Below are 17,499 nucleotides of genomic sequence, written 5' to 3' on the forward strand. Positions count from 1 at the left end.
AGGAACCCTAAATATGCAAGGCACAACAACCAATCCACATGTCCATGACATTGCTTTGGAAGTTCAGATATCCCAGCTGCACGGACAAATTCGCACCGATCCGAGTAAGCTGGAGTTGCGGGTGCATTTGACGCAGTTGTTGATGGTTACCGGCCAATGGCAAAAAGCACTTCAACAATTACAAACTGCCGCCCAACTTGATAGCAAAGCGGCCGCTATGGCACAAACCTATCGCGCACTCATTCAAGCTGAAATTCAGCGCGAGCAAGTGCTCAATAGCCAACGCGATCCACAATATCTCAGTGCACCAGAGGATTGGCAAATCCTGCTGGCTGAAGCGCTAGTTGCGCGCGCACATCATCAAGCAAGCGCCGCAGAAAAATTCCAGCAGCAAGCCTACAGCGATGCCCCTGCCGTTGCATTTATGATTAACCATGAAACCGCCGAGTGGATTGCCGATGGCGATTCACGCCTTGGCCCTGTGTGCGAAGTATTTATTAACGGCAATTATTACTGGCTTCCGTTTAGCCAGATACAACAACTGACCATTGAACAACCGCAAGATTTGCGCGATCTGGTCTGGATTCCGGCCGCCATTACGTTAACTGATTTTTCCCAGCACTATGGCTTTTTGCCAAGCCGCTATGCGTTCAGCTATACCCAGGCTAACGATCAGCTCAGCCTTGCCAGCCTGACCGAATGGGAAACCCTAAGCAAGCACAGCTGGGCCGGAATTGGACAAAAAATGCTGGTGAGTGCTCAGGCTGAATATCCATTACTGACAATTCGCACACTAACGCAACAGGCGAGTGAATAATGGTGCAGCCACCAACCAACAACTCAGCCGCAAGCCGCATTGCGCGCACTAATCGTTTAACGCCCAGTTTGCTGGATCGTCTTACCGATCACCAACCGATGCAAAAGCGTGAAGCGATTACGGCGCTGGGCATGAGCAAGCGCGATTATCGCGCTAGTGTGCTGCGCGACATTAGCTGGCTACTGAATACCACCAATGCTGATTCTGCAATTGATTTTACTGAAATACCGCACGCCCAAAAATCTGTTGTGAATTTTGGTGTGGCTGCGCTATCAGGGCAATATCTGGTTGATGACGATCGCTCAATGATTGCTAAATCTATTTCTCAAACATTATTAAATTTTGAACCGCGCATAGTACCCGCCAGTTTGCAGGTTAAAGCACTGCCGATGGATGATGGCTACGCAGCGCGCAACCAGCTTTCACTGGAAATTAAAGGCCAGCTATGGGCCGACCCCTACCCCTTGGAGTTTTTGTTGCGCAGCCATATTGATTTGGAAATTGGCCTGGTCCAACTCACCGACCTTTTGGATAGCGCGCCATGATTCAGAAGATGCTGGAATACTACAACAATGAATTAGCCTATTTGCGCGAGGCGGGGGCCAAGTTTGCCGAACACTACCCCAAAATTGCCTCGCGCCTCACACTAAATGAAACGGAAGTTGCTGATCCTTATGTTGAACGCTTGCTTGAAGGCTTCAGCTTTTTAACCGCGCGCATTAAATTAAAGATGGATGCTGAATTTCCGCGATTTATTCAACGGTTAATTGAAGTTACCTATCCGAATTATCTGGCTCCAACGCCATCCATGTGTATTGTCCGTTTTGCACCGGGGGAGCTGGTGCGCAATCAACGCAGTTCCTATCTGGTGCCCAGAGGTGCGCGCTTGCGCTCCCATTCTGTACCTGGTGCGAGCCATTGTGAATTTCGCACTGCCCATGAGGTGGAGCTGCTGCCGTTAAAAATTCACCACGCCAAAATCCAGCCAATTAGCAGCGAGCTCAAGTTTTTTCATGCACGCGACAAAAAGCCGGCACTATCCTGCTTGCATCTGCGTTTCGGCTTAAGTATTCCATTGGAGTTTCAGGATTCGGCCGTCGATCGCATTCCGGTACACCTTTGTGGTGATTTGCAGTTGGCATCGCGCTTGTATGAAACTATTTTTGGTCACAATGTAGGAATTGCGCTGCGTTCATTGAATGATGAAGCAGATACCGCCTGGCAATTTGAACCGGTCGGAATTACTCCCGTTGGTTTTGATGAGACTGAAGCGCTATTACCCTATGAAAAACAAAGTTTTCAGGGGTACCGCTTACTGCACGAATATTTTGCACTGCCCGGCCGATTTCATTTTTTTGCGCTCACCCATATCAAGCGTTTTCTCTCCAGCAAGCCTAAATGCCGCGAATTCGAAGTGGCTATTTTGCTAGATCACGTCAGTGTCGAATTGGAAAAACAGGTAGACGTTAATCAGTTTTCGCTATTTTGTACTCCCGCGATTAATTTAATTTCTATGCGCGCCGATCGCGTTCCCCTTGCCGAAAACCGTCACGAATTTCATGTCGTTCCCGACAAAGAACGCCCATTGGATTACGAAGTTTATAGCTTAAGCGCAGCAGAAGGTTTTGATCGCGATCATCGCGTACAACGGCAGTTTCGCCCTTTTTATGCCACCCATGCCGATGATCGCAATAATCATGGAGCCTATTTTTCCGCGCGCCGTGAACCTCGCGTCGCATCGGAAAATATTCTGCAGAATGGCGCCCGCTCAACCTATCAAGGATCAGAGGTTTTTATTTCGCTGGTTGATCAACAGGATGCGCCCTACAATTGCCAATTACGTCAGCTAGGCATCGAACTGCTTGCCACTAACCGTGACTTACCGCTATTAATTCCCACAGGCACAGAACAAGATTTGCGCCCAGTATCATCTCTGCCAGTTGAAGGTGTGCGCATTATCAGCGCCCCAACTCGCCCGGTAGCGGCAATCGCGGAAGGAGAAATGCATTGGCGCTTTATCAGCCATTTAAATTTATCCTACCAAAGTCTTGCCCAGCCGGACGCAGAACAAAGCGCGAAAACATTACGCGAGTTGTTAGGGCTATACACCGCATTGGGCGATGCAAATGTCGGTCGCTATAGCCAGTCCTTAATTAAATGCAATCTCAACCCCGTCACACGCCGCATGCCCGGCAAAGGCCCATTGGTTTTTGGACGAGGTACCGCTATTAAAATTGAAGTGGATGAAATTCCATTTGCGGGTGCTAGCCCCTATGTGTTTGGTGCGGTGCTAGAGCGCTACCTCGCACGCCACGCCAGCATTAACTCATTTACGGAAATGCAATTAATCAGCTCCCAGCGAGGGCTTATTGCCCAGTGGCCCGCACGTTTCGGTGAACGAGGCAACCTATGAACAAGCAGGTAAGCGCACCTACACGCATGGATGAACTCCTTTTTACATTGGCAGAAAAGCCTTATTCCAAGGATTTATTTGCCTTAATGCGCCGCTTGGAAGCTAACAGTGACGCGATTCAATGGGGGCATGCCACAAAATACCGCGACGAAATTTTGCAATTCGGCCAAGAGCCTTCGCCTGTTTTTGCCAGCGCCAGCATTGCCAAACTTTATCAGTACAGCAATGGCAGAAAACCCAAGCTCGCAATTCATAGTTTCGGCATGTTCGGACCCAACGGGGCCATGCCTCTGGTATTTACCGAATATGTCAAAGAGCGCATGACCCACCATGGCGATTATGCACTGAGCGACTTTATCGATATTTTTCACAACCGTTTGATCATGCTGTTTTATCGCGCCTGGGCTGACAGCAATTCCTGCGCGAGTCTGGACAAACGCGATGAAAATTTCACGCGTTATATTACCAGCCTTTGCGCTGCTGGTTACTCGCCAGTACAACAAACCGATTCCATTCCCGCGCACGCTCGCTGGCACAACGCAGGGCATTTGTTGCGACAAACGCGCAATGCCGAAGGCTTACAAAATATTTTGTCCGGCTTTTTCAAAGTAGCGACCCGGATTGAAGAATTTGTAGCCCAGTGGTTGCCGCTACCTGAGGAGGAACAAACTTGCCTGGGACGAGTGAAAGGTGCGCAATTGGGTTTCGATGCGGTATTGGGGCGCAAGGTGATGAGCAAACAGCAACACTTTCGCATTCACTTGGGACCACTGACTCAGGAGGAATACAACCTGTTTCTGCCCAACACTAACAGGTATCGCCAGTTGCGCGATTGGGTGCGCACCTATGTGGGCGTGGAATTTACCTGGGACCTGTGTTTGATCTTAAAAAAATCTGTGCGCAATCGCGGCATAAAACTCGGCCAGCAAAAGTATCTGGGCTGGAATTCCTGGCTGGGCGATTCGCATCGCACGGCTACGCAAGACTTAGGTTCCAGCGTTATTTTTCACCCAGAAAAATACAGTTAATGTTAACCACATTTTTACTACTCATTGAAGACCAACATTATGATCAAAATTAAATCACCACTGAAATTATTTACCCGGGCAATCTCATTGGCTGGCCTGTTAATAACCAGTACCGGCCTTTACGCACAAACTAATGCTCCGGACCCTTTTTTACTGCAAGCCTTTGAGGGAGTGTGGAAAATGGAACGCAGCGCCACCACGCTGATTACTGAGCGGGTAGACACCCAAGTTGACGACGGGATTCTGCGTCACGAGCCTCAGGCGAAGGATGCACCTGTGTATTTGCGCGAGTCTTATGAAATCGGTGAGATCGAATATCGTCGCAAAAAATATTCTGCGACCCAATCCCAGTGGGGCAGCTTTCCGCAATTAAACCCGGACACCATGCGCTTGATTGAAATCAGCATCCCGCAGACAAAATATTTGGTGCTCTCTGGCCAGGGAGAAAATTTATTCTCCGCGACTGATTGGCAACGCTACCGCTTCCTGCATGTATTCGATATGGGGCGCAGCCGCTACATCACCAATTACTATCCCGTATTTGCTGAAGCTTTTTTGGGCGAGCGAGTGTTGGGGCGTTTGCCTAACTCACAGGTATTGAATTACGCGCGCGTAGTTCCCGCCCGCTGGGATGCCAATAACACTATCAGCGGCTATGAAGTGCTGCTTTACAATTTGGATCGCAAAGGTATTACCCGCACACTGGAAAATGAAGTGCCGGTTGCTTACCAGCTTAATAAAAATCCCGAAGGCCCACTCTGGACACTCACCCCGGTAACGGCTACACCCGTTGCCGATGAGCTGGATCGCAAAGGCCACTTCTTTACCGGTGCGCGCCTCTCTTCCGACGAATTCAAAGCACGTCAACTTGCCGCGCAAGAGGCGCAGCAAAACAGTAAAAAAAATAAGCGAAAGTCTGGCACTAAAACTGCCAAGCCTGTCTCTCAACGTTAAGTGAATTTAAAAAGGATTTGTTATGCGCGAGATCAGCCGCACCGCATTATTTGGCAAGTTAAATCCGGTTGCTTACAAAGCCATTGAAAGTGCAACAGTATTCTGCAAACTGCGTGGTAACCCCTATGTGGAATTAACGCACTGGCTACACCAGATACTCCAACTTGACGACAGCGATCTGCATCGCATAGTCCGTCATTACCAGTTGGATAGCAGCCATATCGCCAAAGAAATAACCCAGGCCTTGGAGCGGTTGCCGCGCGGCGCCAATAGTATTAATGATTTATCGCCCAGTATTGAAGCCGCTGTTGAACGCGCCTGGGTCTATGCCACACTGATGCTTAACGAGGCGCAGGTACGCACCGGCAGCTTGCTACTGGGATTGTTAAAAACGCCCGAACTGCGCACCAGGCTTGTACAAATTTCACCTACGCTCGCGCAACTGAATGCGGAAAAGTTGGGTGAAGAATTTGCGCAAATCGGAGCAGAATCCCCTGAGAGAAATCTTACTGCCAGCGACAATTCACTGGCAACTAGCAACCCCGGCGAATTCAGCGGCGCTATGGCGCCCGGTGCCTTGGGCAAGCAAGAAGCACTGAATCGTTTTGCGGTGGACTTAACCGCGCGTGCGCGCAGTGGCGAGATAGATCCGGTAACAGGGCGCGATGAAGAAATTCGCCAGATCATCGATATTCTCATGCGTCGCCGCCAAAATAATCCGCTACTAACCGGTGAAGCCGGTGTTGGAAAAACAGCAGTTGTCGAAGGTTTTGCATTGCGCCTTGCGCAGGGCGATGTTCCACCGCAATTAAAAGATGTGCGCTTATTGTTGCTTGATATTGGTTTGCTGCAAGCGGGCGCCAGCATGAAGGGCGAATTTGAACAGCGCTTGCGTCAAGTGATTGATGAAGTGCAAACCAGCCCCACGCCCATTATTTTATTTATCGATGAAATTCACACCCTGGTAGGCGCAGGCGGCGCTGCAGGTACCGGCGATGCCGCCAATTTATTAAAACCCGCACTCGCGCGCGGTACCCTGCGCACCATAGGCGCAACCACCTGGAGTGAATACAAAAAATATATTGAGAAAGACCCGGCCCTCACGCGCCGCTTCCAGGCCATTCAAGTGGATGAGCCGGACGAACATAAAGCCATCGCCATGCTGCGCGGCATTACGGCGAATCTAGAGTCACACCACAAGATTTTACTACTTGATGAAGCCATCAGCGCAGCCGTGAAATTATCGCAGCGCTATATTCCCGCGCGCCAATTGCCGGATAAAGCAATAAGCCTGCTCGATACCGCCTGTGCGCGCGTTGCCGTAAGCCAACATGCAACACCTGCCGTTTTGGAAGATTGCCAAAAACGTATTCAGGCCCTGCAAGTACAGGCCGATATTCTTGCACGTGAAGCTGTGTACGGTTTAGTAGATAAGGATGAACAACAGCAATGCCTGTCGGGCTTGATTGAAGCCCAGACCGAGGAACAACAGCTATTAACGCGCTGGGCGGCAGAAAAAAATTGCATCGCGAAGCTATTAAATCTGCGCCAACAATTATTTAACGCACACCACACACAAACAGAAAGCACTAATCAAGCTTTGCTTGCCGATTTACAAGTGCAGCATCAACTTGCGCTGCAAGAGTTGAGTGAACTACAAGGCGAAAATCCCTTGGTGTTACTCGCCGTAGACGAAGCGGCGGTGGCCACTGTAGTAGCTGATTGGACTGGCATTCCCCTCGGGCGCATGCTGCGCAATGAAATCAATAATGTATTGCATTTGGTGGACGCACTCGATCAACGCGTTATTGGTCAACGCCACGCGCTAGAATTAATTAGCCGCCGCATTCAAACCGCGCGCGCGCATCTGGATAACCCCAACAAACCTATCGGCGTATTTATGTTGGTTGGTCCGTCCGGTGTCGGCAAAACCGAAACTGCGCTGGCGCTTGCTGAAACGCTCTACGGCGGCGAGCAAAATCTAATTACCATCAATATGAGTGAATTCCAGGAAGCACACAGTATTTCCACGCTCAAGGGCGCGCCGCCAGGTTATGTCGGCTACGGTGAAGGTGGCGTGCTCACTGAAGCAGTTCGTCGCAAACCCTATTCGGTTGTTTTGTTGGACGAAATTGAAAAAGCTCATCCCGATGTGCACGAATTATTTTTCCAGGTATTTGATAAAGGCTGGATGGAAGACGGTGAAGGCCGCGCGATCGACTTTCGCAACACCGTAATTCTGCTCACCTCCAATGTGGGCACTGAATTGATTGCCAATTTAACGCGCGATCCGGATTTGATGCCCGCACCAGATGCACTGACCACCGCCCTGCGCGAGCCACTATTAAAAGTATTTCCACCCGCATTTTTAGGTCGGCAAGTCGTAATTCCCTACTACCCGCTCAACCATGAAACCCTGGCCAATATCGTTCGCTTGCAACTTGCGCGCATTCAACAGCGCACACTTGAACAACATCAATTGCAATTCACCTATGACCCAGCCGCCGTGGATTTAATTATCCAGCGCTGCACCGAACTGGAATCTGGCGGGCGCATGATTGACGCCATTCTGACTCACCACCTGCTACCGGTGATCAGCCGCGATTTGCTGCAACGGTTAAGCGATGGAAAGCAGTTGACTGCCGTGCATTTGCATACCAGCACTGCATCTGGCGCGGCGGATTTTGCTTTTGATTTTTCTCCCGCTGCCAACAGCCATTCACTGACTTCATCAACATCCGGTGCTGCAGTGAAGCAGCCACAACCGGCGTAAAGGAAACGCGACCATGCAACGCACTTACAATTTATTCAGCACAAAGAACTGCGCCTATGATGTGTTCATTTGAAATCAAATCAAGTCTCGAGCTAGTGTGGGCGGATATACCCTACATAGGAAACCCGATCTTTGTCGTTGGCATGGTTATGGACTACTTACAAATGCGCAACTCGGTGTGGGGGCGTATAACCAATATCGATAGCTTCCACAAAGAAGCAGTCCCCCATTACAGTGCGCTGAATAATCACTATGTTGTCAGGGACGAGGTGGATCAGCTATTTAGATCCGGGCGCTATTACGGTGTTTCTCGCACACAACGCCCCACGTCGGCGCTTTATGACTGGCGCGAACTGGCAGGGCACCCCGAAGGCGGCAAATGGTATGCGAGTTCCGCTTTCTACATCGACATGAGCAAGCGATTACTCCAACGCCTGGATGCCAAACGCCATCAGCAAGCAAGCTGGGCAACCGAAGAAGCGGCAATGGCGGAAGAGTTAGCCGCTGCGGTGCGTTCAATTCGATCAAAGCCTGAAACCTCCGCATCAGCAATACCCAAACAAGTATCCCGTTCGCAACCACAAAGTTTGGAGGAATGCGCACAACGGTTAGTTGATGCCGCCCCTGCGGTACAAGCCGCTAAGAACGCTGGTAAACCACTACCACATTCTGCCTATACACAAGCCGACAAACAAGCCGTGGTTGATAGCGGCGTTACTGAGCGATTTATGGTGCGAATATTTGAAACTCGTCCTGAAGGTGATACTGGTTATATCGCACAAAAACGCGAGCACGGTGCAACTATCGCGTGGATGGCGCCGCTCTCTATGGTCGAGCATGGCGACACCGATGCGGAAGCTCTCCTTAACGCATTTGGCACAAGACACAAACCAGGAGCAAACTACACCATTCTTATCATCGACACTCACAAGATGAATGAAGTAGCCGATGTCAAAACCATTATTCCCACCAATGCCAACTTGCAAAAACTCATGGCCGATAACCCGCAAATCACCAAAGTTAGCCCGGAGGTGAGCAAACAGGTATTAAGCCAAGATTTTGCGCCAAAATACTACAAGTTTGCGAAAGGGATGAGTGCGGCGAAGATAAAACAAAACAAACAAGACGACATGGAGAACTTTGCTCTAGGCCAAGGATTTTCCAAAATTGAAGCAGACGCTTTAATTGCACGGCATCAATTAGCCACTGACGTTTCCGCGTGGGAAGAATTTACTGGCAATGGCATGACTTTGGACACCAATGTAAAAGATGGAACCGCTTACGGCCCAGTTGAATTAGTAATGCTCGACAAGTCTCCAAAAACACTTGGCGAATTAAAAAAACAAAACGCCATTTTATCGTTAACAGCTAATTAATCTGAGATTGCCAAATGTTAAGTTTTAACAGAATACCTCCCGAGAACCTTGATTCACACCCTCAACTAATTTTTTCCTTTGTCGAATATCCAGAAGAAGATGTGCCTACCAGTTTTTTATATCTACTAAAAGATAAGCAACATCTAATTTGGGCAACAAAAAGTCTCTATCCATCTATAAATGGAAACCCTCCCAAATGGCTAGGAGGAAATATTATCGAATTCCCTATTGCTGGCCTGCAATGGTTTATCGACACGCTCGAACAAAAATTCTTTAAAACTGAAGCCGAAGGAGGTTTGCCCAAAGGCCAATTCGCATTCGATGAAATCGTCGATGGAGAACACCTCTGTGTTTCGCGTATGTTTGGTACACCGGGCTATGGCTTTAGAAATTATTCCAGGCAAGACCATGTAATTAAATCTTATGAGAGCCCCCAACAAGCCGACCTTTCCGACGAGCTTCTGTTTGAAAAAGGCCTGTTTGAAAAATTCAAAGAAGTGGCGCAGCAATTAAAGCAACCAACAGCTACCCCTTAACATAATGATGGCTATTTAGGACAAATGAATAACGGCGAAGTGAAATACTGGTCAACCACCTTTAATCAACTGGAGAATGCCGATACCGACCCAAAAACAATCTGCGGGCTTATTGGTGTTGATTACAAACCGGGAAATTCCTACACACTGGTGATAGTGGATACCCAAGCAAAGGGCGCAGGTCAGAGTGTCACCATTGTGCCTACGCATAAAAACCTGGGGAATTTTGCCAAAAGTGAAATTAAAGGAATTAATCCCGATGCGGTAGATGAAGTAATGACACAGGAATATAACCGGGAATACGCGGAACATATGGTGGCGTTTAAAAAACGAAGCTTGAATATGCAAAATGACGAACACGTGAGCAGCTACGCTGATGCGAACTTCTCTAACAAAGAGGATAAAGTGCAGTTCAAAACCCGAATGAAAATCAACGAAAGGCTTGGTGCCAATGAGCACTACACGGGCGATGGCACTACGAAAAACTTAATTGCTGATTGCCCCAATGAATGCGGCGTTATGGAAACGTTTACTTACGATAAAAGTCCGCAAACTCTCGGCCAACTTGAAAGTAGTGGTAGTGCCAAGCGCATCTCCACCAAACCGTTATAGGGAATAATTATGCAAGTATTTGAACAATATGATCCACGAAACCCACAGCCTAAACACCAGTTACTGAGATTTTTTAAAAGCCCGCAGGAAGAAAACAATGGGACAGACTTTTTCTTTCTTACTCAGGATAAGCATCTACTGGTTTATAGGGAACAACGTCATACCTATCCACCAACCAGTGACTACAAACCAGGCCAAACAGAGTTATTTGCTAATCAATTCGAAATGCCATTGGAAGCTATCCGCTGGCTCATTGACGTAATTGAACAAAAGTTTTTTAAATCTCCCGAAAACGGTGGTTTGTCTGCCCATAAGATAAGTTACGAAGAAATTGTGGCAGGTGAAGATTTACACGTTATGCGCAGTGCCAATGCGGGCTGTCCACATACCGGTTATGTCATCACCAACGGCAGCCGCCACAGCCATTTTGATTCGGATGATTTACAAACTTTAGCGCTTTCCGACCCCTGGCTATTCCAAAATGGTTTGATGGATTTTCTAAAAGAATTAGCCAATAAATATGAACAGGGGACTTTGTAATTGAATCTATTCACGGACGATGCTGCCGCGCGCCAACAAGAACCGGCCTAACCAAGGAGAGCCAACCATGCAACGCAATTTCAATTTACTCAGCCCCTTGCCGCCGCAAGATTTACGCTTTGTCAGCCTGAGTGGAACTGAGCAAATATCTACTTTATTTTCGCTTGAGTTATTGGTGCAAAGCCCGCGCGGTGATATTGACCCGAACGAACTGATCGGCAAACCACTCACGCTGGAAATCGCACAGCCCAGCGGCGTGCGTCATATCAATGGCCAGTGCAGCACGTTTTCCTGCACCGGCAAACAGGGTCGCCATTACGCCTATCACGCCACCATTCGGCCTTGGCTGTGGTACGCCTCGCTCAAGCAGAATTACCGCATTTTCCAGCACAAAAAAGTGCCGGAAATAGTGCAAGAAGTTTTGGCGCCTTACGGTTTTGAATTGCGCCTGGAATTAAGCAAAAGTTATCGCGCCTGGGAATACTGCGTGCAATATCGCGAGAGCGATGCGAATTTTGTGATGCGTTTGCTGGAACATGAAGGCATCTGGTTTTGGTTTGATCACAAAGCCGGCGCGCACGCGCTGGTCATCACGGACGATATTGGTCTTGCCAGCCCAGCGCCCGGTTGCGCAAGCCTGCCCTATCGCAGTTCCGGCCAGGGCAACCCCAATGAAGATTTCATTACCGGTTGGTACAGCGGTAATAGTGTGACCTCCGGCGATTATGCCGCGCGCGATTATCACTTCAAGGAAGCCAGCGCATTATTGGATACACAACATAAAAAGCCCGGCGCCCACCCCTTCGCCGATTTACAAATTTTTGATTACCCTGGCGGCTATTATCAATCCGGTGAGGGCGACAGCTATGCGCAAGTGCGCATGGAAGAATTGCACAGTCAGCATCAGCGTTGCAGTGGTAGCGCCGCCGCGCGCGGTATTGCACCAGGGCGCTTATTCAGCCTCGCGCAACACACGCAACCTGCTTTAAACAAAGAATATTTAATCATTGCTTGCCATTATCAATTTCAAGCCAATGACTACGAGGCAGATGCTGGTACAACGCCGTTTATGATGGATATAAAAATCACATCGCAACCCAGCAGCCGACCGTTTCGCCCACTTCGCACCACACCCAAACCCATTAGCCAGGGGCCAGATACCGCCATAGTCACCGGCCCCGCCGGCAAAGAAATTCACACCGATGAATTCGGCCGCGTGATTGTGCAATTCCAGTGGGACAGGTACGGCAAGAAAGATGAAAACTCCTCCTGCTGGATTCGTGTGTCTCACCCCTGGGCCGGTTCCGGTTTTGGCGGCGTGCATGTTCCGCGCATCGGACAAGAAGTCTTGGTGGATTATTTAAATGGTGACCCGGATCGCCCGATTATCACCAATCGCGTGTACAACAATTTGCAGCCGCACCCCTGGGGTTTACCAGCCAACGCCACCCAATCCGGTTTTCTCACCCGCTCAACGCCCAGCGGCACTGCTGAAGACGCCAACGCCTTTCGCTTTGAAGACAAAATCGGCGAAGAGCAAATTTGGATTCACGCGCAGCGCAATCAGGATATTGAAGTTGAGAAGGATGAAACCCACTGGGTCGGCAACGATAGAAGCAAAACGATTGATCGCGATGAAACCGTACACGTTAAGCGAGATCGCACAGAAACTGTAGACAACAATGAAACCATAACCATTGGCAATAATCGCACCGAAGATGTAGGCGCAAACGAAACAATCAGCATCGGCGAGAACCAAACGCGCGATATCGGCGGTCACAAACTCGAAACCATCTTAAAAACCAGTACGCAAAATGTATTGCTAGCGCGAATGGATAATGTGGGCGCCGCTTACAGTTTGAACGTGGGCGCCGCAATGAACACTCTGGTTGGCTTAAGCAAAACCGAACAAGTGCTCATGAACAAAAGCGCCAGTGTGGGTAAGAGCGAATCCATCACCGTGGGCGATGACTACAGCCTGACGGTGGGCAAGAAAGCCAATATCAGTATGGATGGTGACAGCATTGTTTTTACGGTGGGCAAATCGACAATTGAAATGCACGGCGATGGAACCATCACCCTGAAAGGTTCAAATATCAATGTCATGGCCGCTGAAGAGCAATTATTCGAAGCGAAAGGGGAGATCACCATGAAGGCCAAAAAAGTTCAGGAGAATCCATAATGAACAATCACGCAAATCATTTCCCTGAATCGGCCGATAACGCAGGAGATGCAAGTTCAGCATTTTCCAATTTACTTGATGCCCCAGTCACTCGCACCGCGCAATCGTCGTCAACTATTTTGATTGGCACATTAATTCAAGTTGGTAATGGCGAAATACAAATCCGCTCACTCGAAGGTGACATAGTCAGTGGGGTTGCAGCCTGCGCGCTAGGCGCTGACGACACAGGCAAACAATGTGCATTCATGGTGAGCGAAGCATTGAATTTTGCAGCGGTTATTGTTGGACTGCTACAGCACCCTGTAACAATTGAAAGCCCCCCGGCAGTAGCGTCCAATTTTCTACCGCGAAGCGAGCTGGATTATCCAGAAGGCTTGAAAATAACCTGTGGCAAATCTTCTATAACGCTAGATCCGGACGGCAAGGTAGAAATACGTGGTACCCGCATCATCAACCTGGCTAGCGAATCTCATCGCATAAAAGCTGGGTCGGTCCGAATTAACTAAGGCTCTGCCATGGAATTTATTAACAATACCAAATACCCGGCAAAGCTCTACCAAACCCTAGACGGCAGTGGTCAACGCTTTGCATCTATCGTAGTAAAGGCAAGCTATTCATTTCCCGAAAAAAACAATGAGCGCGCACGCCCTGCAACACAACAAAGTGAAATCAATTTAAATGATGTATTTGTTGCCGAGGCAGGGCTATCCGCCCCCTTGTTTGAATCCGATTTGGCGCCCCATAAACCACGTTGCGATATTTTGATTCACGCTAATGCACATACTGAAAACAATAAACCTGAATCTCAACTAATCGCAGGTTTCAAGCTAGGCACCTGCGAAAAAAGACTTTTAGTCACGGGCAATCGTATCTGGCAAAAAGGGTGGCTCGGGCTGACGCCCTCAAAACCAGAACCATTTACTTCAATGCCCATTCATTACGGGCTAGCCTTTGGAGGGCAATGGAGCAACGAGAACGCAACCGATGCCTTATGCTACCCACAAAACCCCGTTGGGCGAGGATTTGCTAAAGGGCGATTCACTAAACATTTACTGGGAACATCACTTCCGAATTTAAGCGAACCACTCAAGTCTGTAGAAGATTACGCATCAAATTATCGCCCCATGTCGTTTGGGCCTATTGGGCGAAGCTGGCAGCCACGCCTTAAATGGGCTGGCACTTACGACGACAACTGGAAAGAGAATGTATTCCCTCTACCACCTGCCGATTTGAATGAACTTTACTACCAATCTGCACCAGAAGATCAACAAATCGATTACCCAAAAGGAGGTGAAGTTATTTCACTTTATAACTTGCACCCCACTCGTTCGTTTATTCAATTTCCACTACCCAATTTGACACTGCCTATTCAATTGATTTGTCAAAAGGGATTTGAACATACTTTAGAGTCGAACGTTGATACTTTGATAATAGATGCAACAACGGAAAATATTTTTATTACCTGGCGCGCACGGTTCCCTATTAAAAGATCTCTGCTAGAAATTAAAACTGTCTTCATAGGTCAGGGAATAAATATTTGGAAAGCCAATCAACGTACACAAGGGGGGTGCTGTGGCGAGCCAGCAACATCCTCAGCACAAAATGGATAACCAATTACAATGAATGTAAATAGATTAAATGTTGTATCGGCCGGAATGGTTACCAGTGTGGGCATGGATGCACCCAGTAGTGCCGCCGCTATCCGCGCGGGCCTGGATAACTTCCAACTATCCGAATTTAGAGATACAACCAACGAACCTATTGTTGTCGCACCAGTTAAAATAACCTCGCTTGAAACTGCTACCGAGTATCGCCAAGGAGGTTACGAGCACTTTAGTCGCATGTGTACGCTCGCCATTGAAGAGTGCGCAATAAAAGCCGGGCTTACCCTGCCACTGCCAACCGATATCGCTATATTTATTTTGGGTGATGACACAAGGCCTAAACCAATCACGACAATTATTCACACCTTGCTGCACGATGATTCACTCTTCCATCAATCAGAACAACGCCATATTCAAGCATTTACCCATGGCGAAAGCAGTTGTATTTATGCACTAGCGGCAGCAAATAATTATTTAACCAATGATAGTTATGCAATCCTTCTGGCTGCTGATTCATGGTTAAACACTACCGATATCGAATCTAATTTACATTTAAATCGCATAAACACATCCGAGTCTGCTGGCGGCTTTATTCCCGGTGAAGCAGCGGCGGCCTGCTTGCTGACAAGGACTATTCCGCACGCGCATCAACTATCTGTCCTGGGGCTCGCCTGTGCAGAAGAACAAGCCAGCTTGTTGAGTGACCAGCCCGTTTATGGCGTTGGGCTTGCAGCGGCCATGAAAGCAGCTATTCAGCAAGCAGGAATATCACCAGAAAAAATTGATTTACGCGTAAGCGACCTTAGCGGTGAACAATATTTTTTTGAAGAAGCCGCTTATGCGTGGGCCAGAACGCTCAGAGAACCATCGCCCGCTGATTTTTCGCACCAGACCATTGCCGCACATATCGGCCACACAGGCTGTTCTTTTGGTCCAGTACTCATCGCTTACTTATGGCAATTAATGTTTATTAATCGATTAAATGCTGAATATATTCTTATGCATTTATCCTCGGCGCAAACATCGCGCGGCGCCGCAGTATTTAGCCCCCAATGCCCAGTCAAGGAAAAGATATGAGCGCACACCACGTTTATGCTAATGGTCACGAAATTGCCTCTCGCTCTTCAGATGGGCAAAGCAATGCCATGGGTGATGTTTGCTTTTCGCCACCCACACCACCCGCTACCGGTGTTCCCATTCCTTACCCCAACACGGTATTTGCTAAAGATATTCGCAATGGTAGTCGTACAGTATTTATTGCCGGCAAAGAAGTTGCCTTGTCTAACAAATCCTATTTTCACAAAAGTATTGGCGATACAGGCGCAACCAAAGCCCTGAAGAAAGGAATTGTCTCTGGCAATATTGAGGGCCGAGCTTTTTTTACCAGCTGGTCTATGAACGTAAAGATCGAGGGTGAAGGTGTTGCAAGGGATATGGACACAGTAACCCACAACCACTCCAACCCGGCCAATACCGCCCTATTCCCATTTTTATCGCGCAATTTTTTAGGTGGGCATGAATGTAAAAAACAAGAGAAACGCATCAACAAAGCTTGCTCGGATAGTGAAGCGAAAAAATCCCGCAAAAAGAAAAAGCTCAGTAAAGATGAGAAGCCGGGGCATTGGACCCAAGAGTTTTGCGATGGTTTGAATATTCCAACCAATACGCCCAACAAAACCCAATTGCGCAACGAACTCAACTCCCTTTTGGATACCGCTGCGGAAGAAATGGAAGCGATTAAGTCCGGGTTTTGGGGGTATTTGTCCGATGCTGCCATTGAAGGGGCAAGTAAACTCGCCGCCCGCACAGGTGCAAAAATAGCGGCAGGAGCCGCAGCGGGCGCCGTTGCCGCTGGAGTTCCAACCGTGGGCGTAGGAGCGGCACCCGGCGCAGGTATAGGCGGGCTCCTGGGTACAATCGTGTCCGTGGGCGATGCGATTCTCACCATTTCACGCCTGCCAGAAAACATCCAAAACGCCAGAGCGGCCGAGCAGCTTTACAAAAATGCCAGCGAAGCCTTCGAAAAAATTAATCCATTAATTAATTCAAAAGGCGAACTCACCGCTACCGATCAGGAATTGAGCCGTATTACCGGCGATTTTCAAGAGTTACTGGCAACATTGAACCCTTGTATTCGCGCACGTAAATGCAGCCTTATCCCCCACAAAAAACAGGGCGACAGTGCCGATAATGTAGAGCCATCCAAACCGAGCAAAACCGATCGCAATAAAGGTGTAGATCGCGGTTGCTGCACAGGCCAACAAGGGCACCACTTAATTCCACAAGCCGCCATGAAAGGCGTGGATTGCCCCGGCTATAAGGACAGCGACGCACCGGTAGTATGTGTGGAAGGCGGGCGTGGTAGTGGCGGCAGCCATGAGCGGATTCACAATAACTACGACATTGCGCTCCAACAAAAAGCCGAAAACAAAAAAGTAGATGCCAATGGAAAAATGCCATTAAACGAAATCATTGATGTAGCTGCAGAATCACACACAGAAACCTTTCCACTTTCTGGTTGCGGTAAAGATTGTATTAAGGCGCAGCTGGAAGATTACTACAATAACCTTTGTCCCAATGCAAAAGTAAATGCTGTTGACCAGAACGGCAAGTCAATTTTGGACAAAGCAAATGACGAAGCGGGTCGTGAATAAAGAGAACTTT

15 protein-coding genes are annotated in these 17,499 nt (G+C 48.5%); all 15 read left to right on the plus strand.

Annotated elements, in window-relative coordinates:
- Window positions 1-13 precede the first annotated feature (13 nt).
- The 15 genes from D0C16_RS12425 to D0C16_RS12495 all read left to right on the plus strand — a co-directional run bounded on the left by D0C16_RS12425 (window position 14) and on the right by D0C16_RS12495 (window position 17,489).
- Window positions 14-817 (plus strand): type VI secretion system accessory protein TagJ, encoded by an 804-nt coding sequence (locus D0C16_RS12425; protein WP_151032671.1) that lies wholly within the window; start codon window positions 14-16, stop codon window positions 815-817.
- Entirely contained in the window at window positions 817-1,362 is a 546-nt protein-coding gene (gene tssE, locus D0C16_RS12430) for a type VI secretion system baseplate subunit TssE (RefSeq protein WP_151032672.1), read from the plus strand. The genes D0C16_RS12425 and tssE overlap by 1 nt, the downstream gene beginning before the upstream one ends.
- Window positions 1,359-3,230: a type VI secretion system baseplate subunit TssF gene (gene tssF / locus D0C16_RS12435; RefSeq protein ID WP_151032673.1), complete on the plus strand. Its 1,872-nt coding sequence runs from the start codon at window positions 1,359-1,361 to the stop codon at window positions 3,228-3,230. Before tssE ends, tssF begins: the two co-directional genes overlap by 4 nt.
- Window positions 3,227-4,258: a type VI secretion system baseplate subunit TssG gene (gene tssG / locus D0C16_RS12440; protein WP_151032674.1), complete on the plus strand. Its 1,032-nt coding sequence runs from the start codon at window positions 3,227-3,229 to the stop codon at window positions 4,256-4,258. Before tssF ends, tssG begins: the two co-directional genes overlap by 4 nt.
- A gap of 39 nt (window positions 4,259-4,297) precedes the next feature.
- Window positions 4,298-5,212 carry a hypothetical protein gene (locus D0C16_RS12445; protein WP_151032675.1) on the plus strand — a complete coding sequence of 305 codons (915 nt, stop codon included), beginning with the start codon at window positions 4,298-4,300 and terminating at the stop codon, window positions 5,210-5,212.
- 22 nt (window positions 5,213-5,234) lie between these two features.
- Window positions 5,235-7,985 carry a type VI secretion system ATPase TssH gene (gene tssH, locus D0C16_RS12450; protein WP_151032676.1) on the plus strand — a complete coding sequence of 917 codons (2,751 nt, stop codon included), beginning with the start codon at window positions 5,235-5,237 and terminating at the stop codon, window positions 7,983-7,985.
- Between the two features lie 56 nt (window positions 7,986-8,041).
- Window positions 8,042-9,361 (plus strand): hypothetical protein, encoded by a 1,320-nt coding sequence (locus tag D0C16_RS12455; RefSeq protein ID WP_151032677.1) that lies wholly within the window; start codon window positions 8,042-8,044, stop codon window positions 9,359-9,361.
- Window positions 9,362-9,375: 14 nt separating this feature from the next.
- Complete coding sequence (locus D0C16_RS12460; protein ID WP_151032678.1) at window positions 9,376-9,897, plus strand: hypothetical protein; 522 nt, start codon at window positions 9,376-9,378, stop codon at window positions 9,895-9,897.
- Between the two features lie 24 nt (window positions 9,898-9,921).
- On the plus strand, window positions 9,922-10,509 hold the full coding sequence (locus D0C16_RS12465) for a hypothetical protein (protein ID WP_151032679.1): 588 nt from the start codon (window positions 9,922-9,924) through the stop codon (window positions 10,507-10,509).
- Between the two features lie 9 nt (window positions 10,510-10,518).
- A complete protein-coding gene (locus D0C16_RS12470; RefSeq protein ID WP_151032680.1) occupies window positions 10,519-11,049 on the plus strand; it encodes a hypothetical protein in 531 nt (176 codons plus the stop codon).
- 67 nt (window positions 11,050-11,116) lie between these two features.
- Window positions 11,117-13,231 (plus strand): type VI secretion system Vgr family protein, encoded by a 2,115-nt coding sequence (locus D0C16_RS12475; protein WP_191968468.1) that lies wholly within the window; start codon window positions 11,117-11,119, stop codon window positions 13,229-13,231.
- Complete coding sequence (locus D0C16_RS12480) at window positions 13,231-13,737, plus strand: hypothetical protein (protein ID WP_151032682.1); 507 nt, start codon at window positions 13,231-13,233, stop codon at window positions 13,735-13,737. The genes D0C16_RS12475 and D0C16_RS12480 overlap by 1 nt, the downstream gene beginning before the upstream one ends.
- A 9-nt stretch (window positions 13,738-13,746) precedes the next feature.
- Window positions 13,747-14,841, plus strand: a complete 1,095-nt coding sequence (locus tag D0C16_RS12485) for a DUF2169 domain-containing protein (RefSeq protein ID WP_151032683.1) — start codon at window positions 13,747-13,749, stop codon at window positions 14,839-14,841.
- A gap of 9 nt (window positions 14,842-14,850) precedes the next feature.
- Window positions 14,851-15,912 carry a hypothetical protein gene (locus D0C16_RS12490; RefSeq protein WP_151032684.1) on the plus strand — a complete coding sequence of 354 codons (1,062 nt, stop codon included), beginning with the start codon at window positions 14,851-14,853 and terminating at the stop codon, window positions 15,910-15,912.
- Complete coding sequence (locus tag D0C16_RS12495; protein ID WP_191968469.1) at window positions 15,909-17,489, plus strand: PAAR-like domain-containing protein; 1,581 nt, start codon at window positions 15,909-15,911, stop codon at window positions 17,487-17,489. The genes D0C16_RS12490 and D0C16_RS12495 overlap by 4 nt, the downstream gene beginning before the upstream one ends.
- Window positions 17,490-17,499: the final 10 nt, after the last annotated feature.

It is taken from the genome of Cellvibrio sp. KY-GH-1 (assembly GCF_008806975.1).
Taxonomy (GTDB): Bacteria; Pseudomonadota; Gammaproteobacteria; order Pseudomonadales; family Cellvibrionaceae; genus Cellvibrio.